Origin of the sequence: Bradyrhizobium sp. CCBAU 11361 (assembly GCF_028128935.1) — a bacterium.
In the GTDB taxonomy this organism is placed as follows: domain Bacteria; phylum Pseudomonadota; class Alphaproteobacteria; order Rhizobiales; family Xanthobacteraceae; genus Bradyrhizobium; species Bradyrhizobium niftali.
The window spans coordinates 53,971-71,077 of the sequence record NZ_LBJZ01000026.1 but is presented as its reverse complement, the minus strand read 5'-3'; the positions used below and the strand labels follow the sequence as shown (position 1 = coordinate 71,077).

General features: G+C 66.1%; 22 protein-coding genes. 10 read left to right on the top strand and 12 right to left on the bottom strand.

The genetic code is table 11. The features are described from left to right. Nucleotides 1–11: 11 nt before the first annotated feature. The 3 genes from XI08_RS09335 to XI08_RS09325 form a co-directional block, all read right to left on the bottom strand. The gene (locus XI08_RS09335) at nt 12–335 is read right to left on the bottom strand and encodes an antibiotic biosynthesis monooxygenase family protein (RefSeq protein WP_008544592.1); all 324 of its coding nucleotides are present in this window, start codon (nt 333–335) and stop codon (nt 12–14) included. Nucleotides 336–473: 138 nt separating this feature from the next. Further along, entirely contained in the window at nt 474–1,691 is a 1,218-nt protein-coding gene (locus tag XI08_RS09330) for a DUF1501 domain-containing protein (RefSeq protein ID WP_271574190.1), read from the bottom strand. Nucleotides 1,692–1,693: 2 nt separating this feature from the next. Beyond that, nucleotides 1,694–3,253 (bottom strand): DUF1800 domain-containing protein, encoded by a 1,560-nt coding sequence (locus tag XI08_RS09325; RefSeq protein WP_271574189.1) that lies wholly within the window; start codon nt 3,251–3,253, stop codon nt 1,694–1,696. A 114-nt stretch (nt 3,254–3,367) separates the two neighbouring features. On the opposite strand from XI08_RS09325, the gene XI08_RS09320 reads away from it, so the two are divergent. Beyond that, nucleotides 3,368–3,571 (top strand): cysteine-rich CWC family protein, encoded by a 204-nt coding sequence (locus XI08_RS09320; RefSeq protein ID WP_271574188.1) that lies wholly within the window; start codon nt 3,368–3,370, stop codon nt 3,569–3,571. Between the two features lie 190 nt (nt 3,572–3,761). Here XI08_RS09320 and XI08_RS09315 read toward each other — a convergent pair whose 3' ends face one another. The 3 genes from XI08_RS09315 to XI08_RS09305 form a co-directional block, all read right to left on the bottom strand. Then, on the bottom strand, nt 3,762–4,460 hold the full coding sequence (locus XI08_RS09315) for a glutathione S-transferase family protein (protein WP_271574187.1): 699 nt from the start codon (nt 4,458–4,460) through the stop codon (nt 3,762–3,764). A 288-nt stretch (nt 4,461–4,748) separates the two neighbouring features. After that, a complete protein-coding gene (locus XI08_RS09310) occupies nt 4,749–4,979 on the bottom strand; it encodes a hypothetical protein (RefSeq protein ID WP_271574186.1) in 231 nt (76 codons plus the stop codon). Continuing rightward, on the bottom strand, nt 4,976–5,755 hold the full coding sequence (locus tag XI08_RS09305) for a sulfite exporter TauE/SafE family protein (protein WP_271574185.1): 780 nt from the start codon (nt 5,753–5,755) through the stop codon (nt 4,976–4,978). Before XI08_RS09305 ends, XI08_RS09310 begins: the two co-directional genes overlap by 4 nt. A 261-nt stretch (nt 5,756–6,016) precedes the next feature. On the opposite strand from XI08_RS09305, the gene XI08_RS09300 reads away from it, so the two are divergent. The 4 genes from XI08_RS09300 (at nt 6,017) to uvrB (ending at nt 10,573) form a co-directional block, all read left to right on the top strand. Further along, on the top strand, nt 6,017–6,934 hold the full coding sequence (locus tag XI08_RS09300; RefSeq protein ID WP_135176551.1) for a LysR substrate-binding domain-containing protein: 918 nt from the start codon (nt 6,017–6,019) through the stop codon (nt 6,932–6,934). A gap of 137 nt (nt 6,935–7,071) precedes the next feature. Then, the gene (locus XI08_RS09295; protein WP_271574184.1) at nt 7,072–7,299 is read left to right on the top strand and encodes a hypothetical protein; all 228 of its coding nucleotides are present in this window, start codon (nt 7,072–7,074) and stop codon (nt 7,297–7,299) included. A 35-nt stretch (nt 7,300–7,334) separates the two neighbouring features. After that, nucleotides 7,335–7,565 (top strand): hypothetical protein, encoded by a 231-nt coding sequence (locus tag XI08_RS09290; protein ID WP_271574183.1) that lies wholly within the window; start codon nt 7,335–7,337, stop codon nt 7,563–7,565. 92 nt (nt 7,566–7,657) lie between these two features. After that, nucleotides 7,658–10,573: an excinuclease ABC subunit UvrB gene (uvrB, locus tag XI08_RS09285; protein WP_271574182.1), complete on the top strand. Its 2,916-nt coding sequence runs from the start codon at nt 7,658–7,660 to the stop codon at nt 10,571–10,573. A gap of 91 nt (nt 10,574–10,664) precedes the next feature. Here the strand turns inward: uvrB and XI08_RS09280 are convergent, their stop codons facing one another. From XI08_RS09280 to XI08_RS09270, 3 genes are all read right to left on the bottom strand, one after another. Continuing rightward, a complete protein-coding gene (locus tag XI08_RS09280; protein ID WP_271574181.1) occupies nt 10,665–11,051 on the bottom strand; it encodes a hypothetical protein in 387 nt (128 codons plus the stop codon). Between the two features lie 104 nt (nt 11,052–11,155). Continuing rightward, on the bottom strand, nt 11,156–11,335 hold the full coding sequence (locus XI08_RS09275; protein ID WP_271574180.1) for a hypothetical protein: 180 nt from the start codon (nt 11,333–11,335) through the stop codon (nt 11,156–11,158). A 96-nt stretch (nt 11,336–11,431) separates the two neighbouring features. Next, nucleotides 11,432–11,668, bottom strand: a complete 237-nt coding sequence (locus tag XI08_RS09270) for a hypothetical protein (RefSeq protein WP_271574179.1) — start codon at nt 11,666–11,668, stop codon at nt 11,432–11,434. A 297-nt stretch (nt 11,669–11,965) separates the two neighbouring features. On the opposite strand from XI08_RS09270, the gene XI08_RS09265 reads away from it, so the two are divergent. The 5 genes from XI08_RS09265 (at nt 11,966) to XI08_RS09245 (ending at nt 15,697) form a co-directional block, all read left to right on the top strand. Beyond that, nucleotides 11,966–12,418, top strand: coding sequence for a nuclear transport factor 2 family protein (locus XI08_RS09265; RefSeq protein WP_271574178.1), 453 nt, complete (start codon nt 11,966–11,968; stop codon nt 12,416–12,418). Nucleotides 12,419–12,743: 325 nt separating this feature from the next. Further along, entirely contained in the window at nt 12,744–13,184 is a 441-nt protein-coding gene (locus tag XI08_RS09260) for a nuclear transport factor 2 family protein (protein WP_011090168.1), read from the top strand. 376 nt (nt 13,185–13,560) lie between these two features. Next, on the top strand, nt 13,561–14,475 hold the full coding sequence (locus XI08_RS09255; protein WP_271574177.1) for a hypothetical protein: 915 nt from the start codon (nt 13,561–13,563) through the stop codon (nt 14,473–14,475). A gap of 363 nt (nt 14,476–14,838) precedes the next feature. Next, a complete protein-coding gene (locus XI08_RS09250) occupies nt 14,839–15,264 on the top strand; it encodes a hypothetical protein (RefSeq protein WP_027545960.1) in 426 nt (141 codons plus the stop codon). Nucleotides 15,265–15,559: 295 nt separating this feature from the next. Continuing rightward, nucleotides 15,560–15,697, top strand: a complete 138-nt coding sequence (locus tag XI08_RS09245) for a hypothetical protein (RefSeq protein ID WP_018648329.1) — start codon at nt 15,560–15,562, stop codon at nt 15,695–15,697. 38 nt (nt 15,698–15,735) lie between these two features. Here the strand turns inward: XI08_RS09245 and XI08_RS09240 are convergent, their stop codons facing one another. The 3 genes from XI08_RS09240 to XI08_RS09230 form a co-directional block, all read right to left on the bottom strand. Then, nucleotides 15,736–15,882 (bottom strand): hypothetical protein, encoded by a 147-nt coding sequence (locus XI08_RS09240; RefSeq protein WP_027545961.1) that lies wholly within the window; start codon nt 15,880–15,882, stop codon nt 15,736–15,738. Between the two features lie 197 nt (nt 15,883–16,079). Next, nucleotides 16,080–16,559 (bottom strand): MaoC family dehydratase, encoded by a 480-nt coding sequence (locus XI08_RS09235; RefSeq protein WP_271574176.1) that lies wholly within the window; start codon nt 16,557–16,559, stop codon nt 16,080–16,082. Further along, a complete protein-coding gene (locus tag XI08_RS09230) occupies nt 16,559–17,011 on the bottom strand; it encodes a MaoC family dehydratase (RefSeq protein ID WP_167771145.1) in 453 nt (150 codons plus the stop codon). Before XI08_RS09230 ends, XI08_RS09235 begins: the two co-directional genes overlap by 1 nt. Nucleotides 17,012–17,107 lie beyond the last annotated feature (96 nt).

The window sequence follows — 17,107 nt, the reverse complement described above, 5'->3', positions numbered from 1 at the left end:
GAAGCGCGGTGCTATTTGGCGCCGCGCCCGACCGTCTGCATCACCTCGAAACCTTCGAATTGCGGATGGCCGAGATAAAGCGGCTTGTTGTCGCCGGCCTTGTGATGCGCGGCACGAAACGCCTCCGATTTGGTCCAGGCCTCGAACGCCGCGTGGTTCGCCCACACGGTGTGCGAGGCGTACAGGGTGTGGTCCTCGAGCTCGGGCCCACGCAGCAGATGGAATTCGACGAAGCCCGGCACCTTGTCCAGATGCGTGTCGCGCGAGAGCCAGACCTGCTCGAAGGCGGCCTCGGAGCCCTTGGCGACGCGGAAGCGGTTCATGGCGATGTACATGGATGGTCTCCTGATGTTCAGCTCATCATGTCGTCATTCCGGGACGCGCCGCAAGGCGCGGGCCCGGAATCCATTTTGCGGCGGAACGTATGGAGGTATGGATTCCGGGTTCGCGCTACCCGCGCCCCGGAATGACGGCTAAGCCACCAGCCCCTTCATCGGCCTTGCGCTTGCGCTGTCCGGAAACACCGTCTCGGCCAGCACGCGGTCCGACAGACCGAACTGGCCTTGCAGCACGCCCTTGATCACCGAGCGCAGATCAGTGGTCGGCTTGAGGTCGCGGGCCTCATAGAGGTTGGCGAGCTTGAGGCCGGGCCAGTCGGAGATGACACGGCCGCCCTTCACCGCGCCGCCGGCGAGCAGCGCGACGGTGGCGGTGCCGTGATCGGTGCCGTCGGTGCCGTTGATGCGCGCGGTGCGGCCGAACTCGGTTGCGACGACCACGACAGTGTCGCGCCAGCGCTCGCCGAGGCCGCCCTCGAATTCGGCGAGCGCGCCGTCGAGCCCGCCGAGCAGGAAGGCGAGGCGGCCGACCGGGCCGCCTTCATTGGCATGCGTATCCCAGCCGTCGAAGGCGAGCGCGGCGATGCGTGGGCCATCGTCGGCGGCCATCAGCTTTGCCGCGCCGCGCGCCACCTGACGCATCTGCGCGACCTGATTGCCGCCCTTCGGCTTCATGTCGTCGCCGCTCGCGACCTTGTCGAGCTGGAGGCCCTGCGACAGCGCCATCGCCAACGCGGGATCGCGGTGACGGTAGAGATCGACGAGGCGCATCGCGGTGTCGTCGTCGGCCTGCGGCAGCGCAACCGGCGCCCAGCCGACGGTCGGCGCGTTGCCGCGCAGCACCAGCGGCGTGGTCGGGCCAACGGCAAGACCGCTCGAGACGCGCTCGCCGCGCGGCAGCGCTTCCAGCGCGCGGTTGAGCCAGCCGGACTGCACGCGGCCCGGACCGGCATAGCCGCTTTCGAGCACGTCCTGGCCGTCGAAATGCGAGCGGTCGCGATAGGGCGTCGCCACCGCGTGGATCACCGCGGCGTGCTTGTCGCGATACATCCGCGCAAACTCCGGCATCGCCGGATGCAGCGCGAAGAAGGAATCGAGCATGATCGCGGGATGCGCGCCATCCGACGCGAGCGCGATCGATCCGTGCAGGCCGGCATAATCGGGATCACCGACCGGCGCGACGGTCGAGAGCCCGTCGAGCGCGCCGCGCAGGATCACGACGATCAGCCTGGGATCGCGACCGTCGGCCGCGCGCGCGAATTTCGGCAAATAGGCCCAGGCCGCGAACGAGGCGCCGCCGAGCAGAAGGCCGCGGCGCGAGGTGAGGAGGCGGTTCTCGACGCAGTCGATCATCATCATCTCCTCTGCATTTCCGGCGACATCAGCAGCAGCGCCAGCGCCTGCTGGCGCGATTCCGCGCGCTCGATGGTTCGCCGCGTTTCGATGGAGGCCGCGTCTGCGGCTGCGAATTCCAAGAGGTCGAGCGGGTCGATGTTGTTGCCGAGCCGCGCGCCCATCTGCGCGGCGATGTCGAGCCGCAGCTTCATGCCTTCGGGCGCCGCCCATGCGGCGGTGGTGTCCGGGAAACCGTTGGGACCGGCCGGCGACCACAGCGGCTGACCGAGCAGATTGAGATTGTTGAGATAGCCGCCGGGATCCTCCGGCACACGTGCGAGCAGCCGGCCGCTCGCGACCACGAAGTCGTAAGGCGAGCGCATCTTGGTCAGCGGCGCCTTCCAGGCCTCGTCGGAATCGACCAGCGCCGCCGCCATCGCCTTGAGATCGCCGTCGGTCTTGACGAAGACGTCGCGCAGGTGCGCGACCAATGCCTGAGGGGGATCGTCGGCGACGAAATGCCGGACGAGCTTGGTCGCGATGAAATTCGCGGTCGACGGATGCCGGGCGATGTCGGCGAGCGCCGTCTCGCCCTGAGCCAGCCCCGTCGGCTCATAGGTCTTGCCGAGCAGCACTTGCGGCCCGGGCTGGTGCGCATTGACGTTGAAGGCGAAAGAGCCGGGTGTGCCGAGCCCGCCTTGCCTTCCGGCAAAGGTCCAGCCCGTGATGATGCGCGCAAGCGAGGTGACGTCCTCCTGCGTGTAGCCGCCGCCGACGCCGAGCGTATGCAGCTCCATGATCTCGCGCGCGAGATTTTCGTTCAGCCCGCGCTTGCGGTTTTGCCCCGCGCGCGAGTCCGGCCCGAGCGATTGCTGGTTGTCGAGGAAGAACAGCATGGCCGGATGCTGCTCGACCGCCTTGAGCATGTCGGCGAAGCGCCCAAGCACGTGCGGGCGGATCGCCTCGCGCTCGAACGCGCCGGCCCAGATCCGCGCCAGCTCGCCCTTGCTCGCGGAGATGCAGAAATGGTTGGACCAGAACACGACCAGCCGCTCGGTGAAGCCGCACTCGACCAGCGTGGCACGCTGCAAGCGCGCCAGCGCCTCGGCACGAAAGGTTTTCTGGATCACGTTGAGCGGCTGCGGCGCCGGCTTGGCGGCCGGCGGTGCGGCCATGTTCGGCTGCATGGTCTCGGGCTTCGCCGCAGTGTCGGCCGGCTTCGCATCGGTCATCTGGCCGGCGATCTCGGTCGCAGCCGTGTTCAGCGAGAGATTGCGCCGCGGTCCGGGCTTCTGATTGGCCGGCGGCTGTGGCGGCGTTTCGGGCGGCGTCCCGGCCTTGGCGGCGGCCTCACGCGCCTGCTTGACCTCGTCCTGATAGGCGAACACGGCCTGGCCGAGCTGCGGCGTCGATTGCAGGCCGGGCGCCTCCAGCAGCACGCCGTTGGGGCGCGCCAGTTCCGCCTTCACGAAACCGCGCGGATCGGACGCCGCGTTGATCAGATCGCCGGATGCCCCGCCGCGGGCGCCGAAGCCGAAACGGTTGAGCGCAACGAGGGCGGCTTGCGAATCGCGGGCCATCGATTTGTCCTTCGCGGATTGCCAACCGCTTTCCTGGTCTGTGCGCGGCGGATAATATACCGCAGCGGGAGATGAACCCGACATGAAAATGACGACACAGCTTTTGCGCAAATCATGACAATTCCGAAGGAATCCCCAATGCAGGAACCGCGCCGCCTCGCCTGTTCCCGCTGCGGCACCGAGTTCGGCTGCGACCTCTCCGGCACCTGCTGGTGCGCGGAGGAAACTGCGCGACTACCGATGCCGGTGAAGGGCGAGGATTGTCTGTGCCGGGAGTGTCTGCGCAAGGCGGCGGCGGAGGCGAGTGCGGCAGGTTAGACGCGAGAGCGTGCCATTTTATCACTGTCGTCCCGGCGAAGGCCGGGACCCATAACCACAGGGAGATCTTTGGCGAAGACTCGTCGCTCGGTACTCCGACCATTCGCAACGGATAGGTCACGCGGTATGGGTCCCGGCCCCCCGTGCGCAATTGCGCACTAGGCCGGGACGACGCTGGCGGGAGTACGCCCTACACCGCGTGCCCCGGCGATGTCCGCGCCATGCCGTCGAACGCGTCGAGCAGCTTCTCGCGCCACGCATAGACCGGATCGTCCGCCTCCAGCAGCTTGAACGGGCTCACCACCCGCGCCCACTGAAAACCGCCGAACACGATGTAGTCGGCGTAGTTCGGCGCGCTGCCGCCAAGATAGGCTTGCGTCTTGAACGTCTGCCGCATGACTTCGAGAGATTTGCGGAAGGCAACCACGCCGGCATCGCGGCTGGTCATGATCTCTTCCAGCGTCTTGCCGCCAAAGCGCGCTTCGCGCGAGCTGCGGAAATAGGCCGCATCGGCGTCGGCGAGATTCTTCGGGATGTCGGCGATGATCAGCGGAAAGATGCCGCCGACGATGGCGATGTCGCCGAAGGCGTTGATCATGCGCGCCATGGCGCGGCCGCCCTCGCCGCCGAACAGCGACGGGCGATCCGGAAAGGTGTCTTCGAGATAGTTCGCGATCGCCCAGGAATCGACGACGGGCTTGTCATCGTGCAGGAGCACCGGGACCTTCTCCGAGCCGTGCGGCGCGATCGCGCTCTTTTCGGTGAAGCGCCAGGGCAGCGATTCCGCCGCCAAGCCCTTGTGCGCCAGCGCCATCCGCGTGCGCCAGCAATACGGGCTGAAGGGGCGCGCGGCGTCGGTGCCGACGAGTTCGAACAGTTTCAGCGACATGGCTGGTGCTCCGTCATTGCAAACGCAGCGAAGCAATCCAGACTGCCGCCGCGGAGACATTCTGGATTGCTTCGCTGGCGCTCGCAATGACGATGTGGAGAGAGATGCGCGCAACAATCTCGGTCGTCATGCCCCGCCACCGGGTCTCGCCTTTGGCGAGCCCGATGACAGGCTCCGGCGGGGCATCCAGTACGCCGCGGCGGTCGTGAGATACATTGCTGCTGGTGTTTACTGGATCATCCGCCTGCGCGGATGATGACAGCGAGGGCGCGGGGAGAGGCGAAGAAACTACCGCCCGTTAGTTCGCAAAAACCTTTCGCCATCCTCGGTCACCGCGATGACCAGCCCGAGACCGGCAACCGTCTCGCGCGCAACGTAGCCGCGGTCGGCGGCGTCTTCCCAGATGGTGAGGCGCGGGCACGAGGTTCTCCAGGTCGAAACCACCTCGGCATAGGCACGCGGCTCGCGCGCGACCCATTCGACGAAGTCCAGCACCAGCGGATCGGCGTTACAGCTCATTGCAAACCTCCCTTGTCGAAGGCCGCCAGCACCGGGGTCCGAACCAGGAGCCAGCCGCCATAGGCGACGTAGTAGCAGGCGATGGTGGTAATCAGCTTGTTCGACCAGGCGATGAATTGCTGGTCGGTCATGGCTTCGAGAATGCGGCGCGCCAGCGTGGTGCCGAGCATGGAAGCTGCGATCGCGACGCCGGCGAGCACGGGATCGAGGCTCGCCGCCTGGTCGATGATGCCGCCGAAATAGATCAGCTTGGTGAAATGGCTGACGAGCTGGCACATCGCCTTCGTCGCCACCTTCTCGCGCCGGCCGAAATCGCCGCCGAGGAAGAAGGTGTCGAGCAGCGGGCCCGACACGCCGGTCATCAGCATCAAGCCCATGCAGATCGTGCCATAGACGGTGCCCTGCCAGAGCCTGTCGGGGTCCGGCTTGATGTTCGTCGGCAGCAGCCGCGCCATGAACGGGGTGATGCCGAGCAGCAGCAGCGCCGTCGGCTTATCAGGCACGTAGCGGGTGAGCGACCAGGCCGCGAGCGCGATGGCAGCGCCGACCATATAGTTCGCGACCGGCCGCCAGCGGATATGCGCGCGCCACAGGAACGCTCGCCAGCCGTTCGAGGCCATCTGCGTGATCGCATGCAGCACCATCGCGGTGGGCAGCGGCATCAGGGCCAGCAGCACGCCGATCAGGATCAGCCCACCCGCCATGCCGAACAGCCCCGACAGGAACGCGGTGGCGACCATCAGCAATCCAAGGGCAGCGATCATGATGGGCGTCACGTGGGGAATCTCCTGTAGGACGGTCAGGGACATAGGCTGCTTCACTCCCTCTCCCCGCCTGCGGGGAGAGGGTGGGGTGAGGGGGAGCCTCCGTGGGGACGGTAGCAGTTGGACTCGCGGAGGCTCCCCCTCACCCGCCACGCTTCGCGTGTCGGCCTCTCCCCGCACGCGGGAGAGGCGAAGGGGAACGTGCCTCGCTTGCCCCCTTCGCGCAAACTGAGTTATCTTGCCCTGGCATCAGCTTTCCTGAGGGTCGGTCATTTGCGGCGGCTGCTGTTTCTCAACGGCATTAAGGCATTCGAGGCGGCGGCGCGGACCGGCAGCTTTGCTGCGGCGGGCGTCGAGCTCAACGTGTCGGCGGCCGCCGTCAGCCGCATGGTGCATCTGCTCGAAGAGCGGCTCGGCGTCGCGCTGTTCGAGCGCAAGGCCAACAGGCTGGTGCTGACGCAGGCGGGCCGCGCCTATCAGAGCGGGCTAACGCCGATCTTCGATGCGCTGGCCAGCCTCACCGCGCAGGTGACGGCGCCCTCCAGCGTGCGCGTGCTCACCATCGGCGTCGGCCACACCTTTGCGATGCGCTGGCTGATCCCGCGCCTGTCGGAGTTTCGCAACGAGGAGCCCGACATCGAGGTGCGCTTCACCACCGGCGGCGCATCGGTGCCGTTCGGCGAGGACTGGAGCTGCGGCATCAAGCTCGGCACCGGCGACTGGCCCGGGCTCGTCGCCGAACCGCTGTTCGCCGGCGACCTCACGCCGGTCTGCGTGCCCCGTCTCGCCGCCTCATTGAAGCGGCCGGCCGATCTCAGGGGACCCAGCCTGATCCGCGTCGCGCATTCAGCCGAGGACTGGCCGATCTGGCTGAAGGCCGCCAACCTCGCGCGGATCAATGCGCGCGGGCCCGAGTTCCAGTTCTACGGCCAGGCACTCCAGGCCGCCGCCGACGGGCTCGGCATCGCCATGGGCATCCGGCCCTATATCGACGACGATCTCGCCGCCGGACGCCTGGTGGCGCCGTTCGACCTCTCGGTGCCCAAGGGAATGCGCTGGTACCTGGTCTATCGCAGCTTCCAGACCGAGCAGCGCGATTTCGCCGCGTTCCGCCGCTGGATCATGCGCGCGGCGTCGGAACCTGCCGCCCGCCCAGTGAGGCGGACCGGCCGCACCACCACGCGGAACTGACATTCAGCGGTTCCGCCGGCAAAAAACCCCGTCCATTGTGAACGGCTTCACATCCTGAAATCCGCAAACGTGGTCCCCTGACCCTCCAACAAGGCACTCGAGCAAGAGACTCGAACTAGACACTCTGGGGACTACCAATGACGACCATCTACGACGGCTTTGACATCGAATCCTTCGAAGCTGGCAAGGGACTGTGGCACGCCCGCATCCGGCGCGCCGATTTCAGCCCGGTTGCCATCGACGGCGTGCTGTTTCCGGCCATGGAAGTCGGCTTCGCCTGGCCCGATCGCGACGCCGCGATCGCCGACGCCAAGCACCATATCGATCGCTTCCGCCGGCGGGCGGACGACAACGACGACGAATGATCGGTCAGGGACAGCGCGCAAAAGGGGAACCGGTCATGTCAGTCATCGAATTCGACGACGCAACACGGCCTCGGATCTACGACCGCACCGTCCTGTCGAATTGTCCGGAATGCGACGGCGATCTCGCTGTGGTCCGCGTGATCGGCGGCCGCGCCGGGTGCGAGTACTGGACCATGCGCTGCACCGGTTGCGGCGGGATCCACCTCGACATCCTCAAGCCGCACCGGGCGGCCGGGGACGACGAGGGCCCGCCGCCGGTGGCGTGATCCTGCGCCTGCTGCCAACCTGCTGTCAGCAGCTTGAGCACGGACGGGCATTCGCCCTTTCCTGAGGGGCGGACTCGTCCCATATTCGCCTCATGGCGAAGAAACCTGCATTCTCCGAAAAATCCGGCAAATCCCCCAAATCCAAAGCCCCGAACTCGAAGGCGCATCGCCCTGACGTGCAGCCGATCGGGCCGGCGCTGGCCGAGCTGCTCAATCCCGCCATCAACCGCGGCGATGCCGGGCTTGGATCAGGCACCGGCCTCCAGCCGCCGCCGGACAATTCGCGCGACCGCCGCGCCGGAGGCGAGGCCGCCGCGCATCGCGCGCGGGCCTCCACGCCGAAGGACTTCCCCAGCGACCGCCCGGCGGGACTGGACGAGGCGCCGCAGGCCAATTACGGCACCGCGGCCACGATCCCGACGCTCGATCCGGAACTGGCGCGGCAGCTTGGTCTGCCCACCGAGGAGGACGATGCCGAGGCGCTGGCGCGGCCGCCGCGCTCCAAGATGGAGGCGCTGGGCGTCAAGGCGACCGCGGATGCGCTGGAGTCGCTGATCCGCGAGGGCCGGCCGGAGTTCCGCAAGGACGACGGCTCCATGAAGGTATGGACGCCGCACCGGCCGCCGCGGCCGGAAAAGTCCGAAGGCGGCGTGCGCTTCGAGATCAAGTCGCACTACGAGCCGCGCGGCGACCAGCCGACCGCGATCGCCGAGCTGGTCGAGGGCATCGAGCGCAACGACCGCTCGCAGGTGCTGCTCGGCGTCACCGGCTCCGGCAAGACCTACACCATGGCCAAGGTGATCGAGGCGACGCAGCGCCCCGCGCTGATCCTGGCGCCGAACAAGACGCTGGCCGCCCAGCTCTACGGCGAGTTCAAGAACTTCTTTCCCGACAACGCGGTCGAGTATTTCGTCTCGTATTACGACTACTACCAGCCGGAAGCCTACGTTCCGCGCACCGACACCTATATCGAGAAGGATTCCTCCATCAACGAGCAGATCGACCGCATGCGCCATTCGGCGACGCGCGCGCTGCTCGAACGCGACGACGTCATCATCGTCGCCTCGGTGTCCTGCATCTACGGTATCGGCTCGGTCGAGACCTACACCGCGATGACCTTCGCGCTGAAGAAGGGCGAGCGCATCGACCAGCGCCAGCTCATCGCCGACCTCGTCGCGCTCCAGTACAAGCGCACCCAGGCCGACTTCACCCGCGGCACTTTCCGGGTGCGCGGCGACGTCATCGACATCTTCCCGGCGCACTATGAGGACCGCGCCTGGCGCGTGAATCTGTTCGGCGACACCATCGAGACCATCGAGGAGTTCGATCCGCTTACCGGCCACAAGCAGGACGAGCTCGAATTCATCAAGATGTACGCCAACTCGCACTATGTAACGCCGCGCCCGACGCTGGTGCAGGCGATCAAGTCGATCAAATCGGAATTGAAGCAACGGCTCGACCAGCTGCACGACCAGGGCCGCCTTTTGGAGGCGCAGCGGCTGGAGCAGCGCACCACCTTCGATCTCGAGATGATGGAGGCGACGGGAAGCTGCGCCGGCATCGAGAACTATTCGCGCTATCTCACCGGGCGCCGCCCCGGCGAGCCGCCGCCGACGCTGTTCGAATACGTGCCCGACAACGCGCTGATCTTCGCCGACGAAAGCCACGTCACCGTCCCGCAGATCGGCGCCATGTTCCGCGGCGACTTCCGCCGCAAGGCGACGCTGGCCGAATACGGCTTCCGCCTGCCCTCCTGCATGGACAACCGCCCCTTGCGCTTCGAGGAGTGGGACATGATGCGGCCGCAGACCGTCGCGGTGTCGGCGACGCCGAGCGGCTGGGAGCTGAACGAGAGCGGCGGCGTGTTCGTCGAGCAGGTCATTCGCCCGACCGGGCTGATCGATCCACCCGTCGACATCCGCCCTGCCCGCACCCAGGTCGACGATCTCGTCGGCGAGGTGCGCGCCACCGCGCAGGCCGGCTATCGCTCGCTGATCACGGTGCTGACCAAGCGCATGGCGGAGGACCTCACCGAATATCTGCACGAGCAGGGCATTCGCGTCCGCTATATGCACTCGGACATCGACACCATCGAGCGCATCGAGATCATCCGCGACTTGCGGCTCGGCGCCTTCGACGCGCTGGTCGGCATCAACCTCTTGCGGGAAGGCCTCGACATTCCCGAATGCGCGCTGGTCGCCATTCTCGATGCCGACAAGGAAGGCTTTTTGCGCAGTGAAACGTCCTTGATTCAGACCATCGGCCGCGCCGCCCGCAACGTCGACGGCAAGGTGATCCTCTATGCCGACCAGATGACGGGGTCGATGGAGCGCGCCATCGCGGAAACCAACCGGCGTCGCGAAAAGCAGGTCGAGTACAACACCGCCAACGGCATCACGCCGGAGAGCGTGAAGAAGCAGATCGGCGACATCCTCAACTCCGTCTACGAGCGCGACCACGTGCTGGTCGAGGTCGGCGGTCACGACATGACCGACGACGTCATCTCGATCGGCCACAACTTTGAAGCCGTGCTGGCCGATCTCGAAACGCGCATGCGCGAGGCCGCCGCCGATTTGAACTTCGAGGAAGCCGCGCGCCTGCGCGATGAAGTCAAGCGCCTGCGCGCCACCGAGCTCGCGGTCGTGGACGACCCCACCGCAAAACAGCGCACCGTGCAGGGCAAGGCCGGCGCCTACGCGGGCACCAAGAAATACGGCGACGCCGCCAACCTGCCCGTCAGCGCCATGAAGAAGAAGACCGTGAGCTCGGCGCTGAAAGCCAGCGGCGGCGGCAGCGGCTCGAAGGTGCACAAGCCACATCTCGACGAGATGCATGGCCCGGAATCGCTACCCTACCGCGAGAAGCCGAGCCTGCCGGCAAAGCCGTTCGGCAGCACGAGCCGGATCATCCAGCCGACCGACTCAAGGCAGTCGGGGCCGGAGTTCGGGCCCACCCCGCGCTCCAGCGGCGGCGCGCCTGGGCATCGCGGCGGGTGGAAGAAGAGGTAGGCGGCGCAGTATCACCCGCGCCAGTCGTGGCTATGGATTCCGGGCTCGCCGCTTTGCGGCGCCCCGGAATGACGAGGGAGAGGTATGCCCCTCACCCCACGCTCGCCGTCACCACCGCCATCACCGACAGCAGCAGCACGATGGTCACGAGCTGGAGCGAGGCGACCGGCTGGGTGCGCCAGGCCGTGATCTTGTCGGACAGCGACAGATGGGCTTCGAAGAATTTCGGTTCGTAGACGGTCTTGAAGACAGCGGGGAAGCTCGGGCCGAGGGTCACGGCCAGCAGCGCGTGCATCAGCGAGGCGATAGCGACGAAGATGGCGACGCCGGGGTCGCCGGAGAGGTCGTGTTCGCCGCAGAGCTTGAGCAGGAAGGCGGCGGCGGCGAAGGTCGGGAAGCTCTGGAGGATCGCGGTCAGCGCAAGGCCTTCGAGCGCGTTGTGGAGGAGGGACTTTCTCGCGGCGGCGATGGTGGCCATGGCATGTCTCCGTGATGACATGCGGATGATGGTAGCCACAACGTCGTAAGGGAGATGTGAGATGGCTCACGCACCGTATCGGAGCAGCGCAGGAGCAAGCGGCATCAAAGCTGGCGGAAGAAGACGAAATAGATTGCGAGGCCAATCGTCGAGAACGACAGCAGCACGCCGAGCCAATTGTATTTGACGCCCTGCGAACGGGAGGCGTTTCCCACGAAAGCGATGAGGGCATATAGAAACAGGATTGCGAGAACGAGACCCCACAAGAACTTCCCGAAATCCATCGCCCCTCGCCCGATTCAACCCTAGCGCTTGCGAATAGGAACTTACCATCGGAGCGCGCCCGATCAAAGGCGGGGGGAGCGAAATTTTCCGCGGCGCTACAGCCTGCCCTGCCCGTTCACCTGGCTCTGCTGTTGCCGCTGCCTTTCCTGTTCCTTCGCATGATGCCGGCCGTAGAGGCAGCCGGCGGCGGCGCCGAGAACGCCGTGATGGCCGGCATAGTGGCCGGCGACGCCGCCGACGACGGCGCCCTTGATGCAGCCCTTCGCGTTGGCGGTGGAGGTAGCGCCGAGCACGAGAAGGGCGGCGGCGACGGCTAGAAGCGGGGATTTCATGGATCGATGTCTCCGGATGCGGTGTCGGCGTCTCAACGGGCGCGGGCGCATCGCGGTTCCACGCGCCTGCGCGGCCACGGCATTGCGCATTGGTCCACACGCCTCGCGCCGGGCAGCCGAATGCAGCGTGAATTCGAGCAGGCGCGCGGCCGCTCAACCCGTAATTGCAGCCATGAACCTGGCATTGCGCTTGCGCGTCAAATCGACTGCAACACCCCTGTGGTTTTGCGGATTGCCGCTGCGCGAAACCGCGCGTTAGCGTTGCGCAACGCCACGCGGCCAATGAGGACGGGCGGAATGACGGTCGAGAAGCTCAATCGCCAGCGCGTCGTGCATCTGCTCGACGCCTTCGCGCTCGGCGACATCGAGGCCGCGCTGTCGTGCTGCACCGACGACGTCGACTTCCTCACCCACGCGCCGATCGACATCCTGCCGCACATGGTGCCGCGCCACGGCAAGGCCGAATTGCGCACACTCTGGCAGACGGTCTGGTCGCGCTATTCGGAAGTCCGCTACAAGGCGCCGCACATCGTCGCCGAGGGCGACGAGGTCGCCACCTACATGCACGCCTATTTCAGGAAGCGCAGCAACGACCGCGTCGTGCAGTTCGACATCGCGGTGTTCTACACCTTCCGCAACGGACAGGTGGCGCAGATCCGCGAGATCATCGATTCCTACGATCTGGTGCAGCAGGTGCTGGAGCGCGAGATCGGGCCGCTGATCGTGGGAGCGGGGGTGGACGGGGGCTGAGGCAACCGCGACCTCACCTGCTTGCCGTCTTCTCGGTGTCGTCCTGGCGAAAGCCAGGACGACATTGAAGGCGCCTGCTGGCGCTGCGGGACGATGCGATCGCGATCGAACGGGAACCCGCACCCGGCAGGGACCGGAAGATTACGGGGTTCTGTTGTAAATCTCACAAAACTCGGTCAATTGTGCATTGCGAAAACGTGAATTGCGTTTCGGCCGAAATCTCCTATTTTGTTCGTATACAAATGAGTTGAACGGCCCCGCGGCACGTTTCCGGTGCATCGGGCTGTTCTCCGTTTTTCGCAAACCAGCTTCAGGACTGCCCAAAATGACAGAGCACAGCCTCTGGCGTTTCTCGCGCGCATTGCACCGCGCGATCAACGACCGGCATTTCGAGGATATCGAGGCCCTGATCGACGAGGACGTCGAATGGGCGCTCTACGGCCCGATCGACATGTTTCCGTTCCTCGGCGCGCGCCAGGGCAAGGACGCCGTGCTCGACGTCATCCGCCAGCTCGCCGACAATTTCCAGGTCCGCCGCTTCGACCGCGAGAGCATCATGCTCGGCGTCGATTCCGCCGCCTCGATGCTGCGCTATTCGCTGACGGCGCTGGATTCCAACAAGCCGATTTCCTTGCGGGTCGCGCAGTTCGCCCAGTTCAGGGCGGGCAAGCTCGTCAGCTTGCGCGTGCTGATCGACACCTTCGACCTGGTCGAGCAGGCACTCGGCCGCGCCATTCATCTGCCGAAGATGAGTAGCGTCGGCTGAGGGGAGACGCCAACGGGCCCCGCTCTTCGGGACCGATGACGATGCGTGGCGCGACGTCCTGGCCTCCAGCCCCGCCGGATGCCGTCGTGCCGGAAGCCCGTCATCGGGCGCGCGCCTTTCGCGCGGCCCGTTGGTTCGCCATTCTAGTTGTTTGAGCATGATCTCCGCGCAAACGCGTTCCGCGTTTGTCGCGAGGGAAAACCGCTGCACACTTTGCGCTGGCGCGGCCCTTCGGGTCCGGATCATGCTCTGGGCGAGGCGAGCCGCCACAATTTCGCAACGATAGATCAGCATCCTTTGCGTGGAATGGCGCATGGTCATTGCGGAAGGCCGATATATATTATCGGAGCATGCGCTGGGGTTCGCGGGCAGGACGATGGAATTCTCGACAGGTTTCGGCTGGACCAGGCTGCCGGTGCTGGCGGCCGCGTTCATTTTGGGCTCGGTTCTGACGGTTTCGGCGCAGATCATTCCGCCCTTTTCCCCACCCGCGGCCACGCCCGACGACGAGGCCGAGGCAGCCGAAGCCCCCGACGTCAACGACCCCGACGTGCTCAAAGGCATCGACGTCGACAAGCTCGACTGGAGCCAGCTCGCGATCGACGCCGGCACGCTCAACGACCTCATCGCCGCCAAGAAGCGCGCGCAGGCCGCCGCCAATGACGGGATGAACTGGTCGTCGAACGCCAAAGCCAACGGCTCCTCGGCGGTGACGGTGAAGCAGTCGGTCTCCTCGTTCTGGGACGCCCGCATCGGCGCCGACATGACGGTGACGAGCGAGCCGCGGACCATGTCCGAGCTCTTGGCGCAGAAGGCCGCCAATGGCGGCAGCCTGCCGCAATCCTCCGGCAGCGCCTGGGCGGCCGCGACCGCGCCGGGCGCGGGCCCGATCTGGGACAAGACGGCGGTGGAAGCCCGCGTCGATCCCGGCGCCGAGCAGAGCAAGATCGGCGCCTCCCTCACCAAATCGATGCCGCTGTCGGGCGACACGTCGCTGACGCTCCAGAACGGCTACAGCGTCAACCAGCAGGGCACGACCGCGGTCCCCGGCATCGGCGGTCACATCACCCGCAACTACGAGACCGATCAGTCCGCCAAGGTCACCCTCACCGATACCGGCACCAGCATCACGGCAGGCCAGACGCTGTCGACCACCGACGACAAATGGCTGCGCAAGTTCGGCGCCGAGCAAAAGCTGTTCGACAATGTCACCGTCTCCGGCTCGGTCGGCGAGACCTCGCAGGGCGCGATCAACAAGAGCCTGACGGCGGGGTTCAAGAAGAGCTGGTAGTCGCTAACCCAGCGCCTCACTCCCTCCCCTCATCCTGAGGAGCGCTCCAAAGGAGCGCGTCTCGAAGGATCGAGGCCCCCGCTGCGAGAGCCGGGCCTGCATGGTTCTCGCGGCGATGCGAAGCATCGTCCGCTACGCGCGCGAAGAGCGCGCTCCTCACCATGAGGGGACATGTCTGTCGTCGCCGCAGCCGTCGTTCAGACATTCCTAACCATACGCCACGGCAAAACCCCCGAATGGTCCGCCCTTGCCGCATCTTGGCCCAGTTACGGTCAAAATCCGACGCCCTGATGCGGATTGCCTTACAGACATCGTCGTGCGGGGGACACTCGCGCTGCGCTCAACGCGAACAGGGGAACAACGATGAACGCCATTCGTCCGGACAAGATCGAAGCCGCTGAGACCGAGACCGTCGTCGACAGCAATCTCGCCGCGGTGACGGAAGTCGAAGCCGGCATCCGTGACTTCGTCCGCAACGACATCGCCTATCTGCGCCGTCCGGCGGCGACGACCACCGACGCACCGGCGCTCGATCCGAGCGCGGAGGCCACCGTCACCAACGTCAACTCGCTGATCCAGCGCGTCGCCGGCACCTCGCTCGCCGAGATCGAGAACCTGATCTCCGAACTCGAGAGCCTGCGCGACCTGCTCCATGCCGAAGGCCAGCGCGTCCAGCGCGAGATCTCCGGCTACGCCCAGCTCAGCCAGGCCGCGATGAAGTCGACCCGGATGATCGCCGACAACGTCGCGCAGTGGAAGCGCGCCGCCGACGGCCTGCGCAACAGCTGATCGGTCAGCACCAGGCATCACCGGCCGCCGCGTTCCGAAAGGGGCGCGGCGGTTTTGATTCTGGGGGTGTGATGGGTGCGCGCACGCTCCTCACGCTAGGCGTCATCACCCGCGAAGGCGGGTGATCCAGTATTCCAGAGACAGTGAGGCAAGAGCCGAGAGGCCGCGGCGTGCTGGATGCCCCGGTCAAGCCGGGGCATGACGGCGGAGGATTTGGCTTTGAACCCTCCGCCCCTTCCCGGCGACCAATGCCAAGCCCCCGCAGCCTTGCGGCCGGGCCCGGGGGATATTTCAGATGGAAAGCATTCGGCCCGACACCACGGACCCCATACCGCTGCGCCCCGCGCCGAACCAGTTCGGCACGATCATGCTGCGCTTCGTTGGATTATTGGCGGTTGCGATCGCGGTGCTGGCGTTCGTCTATAGCCGCTGAGCGGAGGCCGGACGCCGGCCCCGAAAGTTAACGAAGTCTTACCGGGCAGCTTCCACGGTCGAGGCTTCCAGGGTGTAGGCGCCATCGGCATAGCCCTTCACCACCATGCCGGCGACCAGCATCACGGCCAGCGTCGCGGTAGCAAAGATAAATCCAACAAACTTGAGTGCGCCGCGGTCAGCCATGGTCCTCGTCCCCTATCCTCTGCCTATTCGTTCAAATAGACAGCGACAGGTTCATAATTGGTTAGCAACTCGATGGTTCCGCCAACTGCTTCGCGGGTAACCATGTTGCGCAGGCTTATGGCAGCCGTCCGGAATAGCGTCCATAGCGCGCGGGCAACACTTGCGCGCTCTTTTCAGCCGTTCATCTTGGAACTGATCTAACCCGTCTTCCGCATCGGCACGAAGGCGCTGGCGGTGATGGCGTAGACCTCTTCGCCGCGCTGGTTGGTGCCGGTGGTGCGGGCCGTCAAAATGCCCCAGCCGGGGCGCGAGGCGGAGGTGCGCTTGTCGATGACGACATTGGCGTAAGAGACGGTGTCGCCGGCGAGCACCGGCCTGATCCAGCGCAGGTCGCGAAAGCCCGGTGACGGGCCCCACACCGCGACCTCCTCGCCGCGCTCTGCGGCCTCCCGCGCCAGGCGTTGGCCGTCCGCGACAAGCAGGCTCATGCAGGCCGAGCCAACATGCCAGCCCGAGGCCGCAAGCCCGCCGAACAGCGAGTTCTTGCCCTCCTCCTCGTCGAGGTGAAAGCGCTGCGGGTCGAACTTTGCAGCGAAAACCTTGATCGACTCCGCCGTGAACGTATAGGCGCCGATCTCGCGGCGATGGCCGATCTCGATGTCCTCGAAGAACCGCATCAGACCGCCCCCTCGCGCCGCTTGATCAGGATCGGCGAGGTCATCTCGCACAGCGCCTGTCCCGTCGCGTTGCGCACGGTGCATTTGAACTTGACGATGCCAAGCTCGGGGCGGCTCTTCGACGTGCGCGCCTCCAGCACATCGACGTCAAGCATGAGGTCGTCGCCGGGCCTGAGCGGCGACAGCCAGCGCACCTCGTCGACGCCGGGCGAGCCGAGCGAGGCGGCACGGGTGATGAAGCCGTCGGCCATCATCCGCATCATCAGCGAGCAGAGGTGCCAGCCTGAGCCGGACAGGCCGCGCAGCATGCTTTGGCTGGCGGCGTTCTCGTCCAGGTGCATCGGTTGCGGATCGAACTCGGCGGCGAAGGCCAAGATCTCGTCGCGGGTGACATGGCGCGGGCCGAACGTTCCAAACCGGCCGGGCGGGAAATCTTCGAAGGTCAGGGTCATCTTGGGATTGCTGGCGGAAATGACAGATTGTGGCCGCACTTTGCGGCAATCTCAACCCGCCGGCCCGCATGGCTCGTGCTACATTCGACGCGGCGA

Excerpts from the sequence above, each read along its gene's own strand:
- XI08_RS09335 (WP_008544592.1), bottom strand. The coding sequence starts at position 335 with ATGTACATCGCCATGAACCGCTTCCGCGTCGCCAAGGGCTCCGAGGCC.
- XI08_RS09330 (WP_271574190.1), bottom strand. The coding sequence starts at position 1,691 with ATGATCGACTGCGTCGAGAACCGCCTCCTCACCTCGCGCCGCGGCCTT.
- XI08_RS09325 (WP_271574189.1), bottom strand. The coding sequence starts at position 3,253 with ATGGCCCGCGATTCGCAAGCCGCCCTCGTTGCGCTCAACCGTTTCGGC.
- XI08_RS09320 (WP_271574188.1), top strand. The coding sequence starts at position 3,368 with ATGACAATTCCGAAGGAATCCCCAATGCAGGAACCGCGCCGCCTCGCC.
- XI08_RS09315 (WP_271574187.1), bottom strand. The coding sequence starts at position 4,460 with ATGTCGCTGAAACTGTTCGAACTCGTCGGCACCGACGCCGCGCGCCCC.
- XI08_RS09310 (WP_271574186.1), bottom strand. The coding sequence starts at position 4,979 with ATGAGCTGTAACGCCGATCCGCTGGTGCTGGACTTCGTCGAATGGGTC.
- XI08_RS09295 (WP_271574184.1), top strand. The coding sequence starts at position 7,072 with ATGACGACCATCTACGACGGCTTTGACATCGAATCCTTCGAAGCTGGC.
- XI08_RS09290 (WP_271574183.1), top strand. The coding sequence starts at position 7,335 with ATGTCAGTCATCGAATTCGACGACGCAACACGGCCTCGGATCTACGAC.
- uvrB (WP_271574182.1), top strand. The coding sequence starts at position 7,658 with ATGGCGAAGAAACCTGCATTCTCCGAAAAATCCGGCAAATCCCCCAAA.
- XI08_RS09280 (WP_271574181.1), bottom strand. The coding sequence starts at position 11,051 with ATGGCCACCATCGCCGCCGCGAGAAAGTCCCTCCTCCACAACGCGCTC.
- XI08_RS09275 (WP_271574180.1), bottom strand. The coding sequence starts at position 11,335 with ATGGATTTCGGGAAGTTCTTGTGGGGTCTCGTTCTCGCAATCCTGTTT.
- XI08_RS09270 (WP_271574179.1), bottom strand. The coding sequence starts at position 11,668 with ATGAAATCCCCGCTTCTAGCCGTCGCCGCCGCCCTTCTCGTGCTCGGC.
- XI08_RS09265 (WP_271574178.1), top strand. The coding sequence starts at position 11,966 with ATGACGGTCGAGAAGCTCAATCGCCAGCGCGTCGTGCATCTGCTCGAC.
- XI08_RS09260 (WP_011090168.1), top strand. The coding sequence starts at position 12,744 with ATGACAGAGCACAGCCTCTGGCGTTTCTCGCGCGCATTGCACCGCGCG.
- XI08_RS09255 (WP_271574177.1), top strand. The coding sequence starts at position 13,561 with ATGGAATTCTCGACAGGTTTCGGCTGGACCAGGCTGCCGGTGCTGGCG.
- XI08_RS09250 (WP_027545960.1), top strand. The coding sequence starts at position 14,839 with ATGAACGCCATTCGTCCGGACAAGATCGAAGCCGCTGAGACCGAGACC.
- XI08_RS09245 (WP_018648329.1), top strand. The coding sequence starts at position 15,560 with ATGGAAAGCATTCGGCCCGACACCACGGACCCCATACCGCTGCGCCCC.
- XI08_RS09240 (WP_027545961.1), bottom strand. The coding sequence starts at position 15,882 with ATGGCTGACCGCGGCGCACTCAAGTTTGTTGGATTTATCTTTGCTACC.
- XI08_RS09235 (WP_271574176.1), bottom strand. The coding sequence starts at position 16,559 with ATGCGGTTCTTCGAGGACATCGAGATCGGCCATCGCCGCGAGATCGGC.
- XI08_RS09230 (WP_167771145.1), bottom strand. The coding sequence starts at position 17,011 with ATGACCCTGACCTTCGAAGATTTCCCGCCCGGCCGGTTTGGAACGTTC.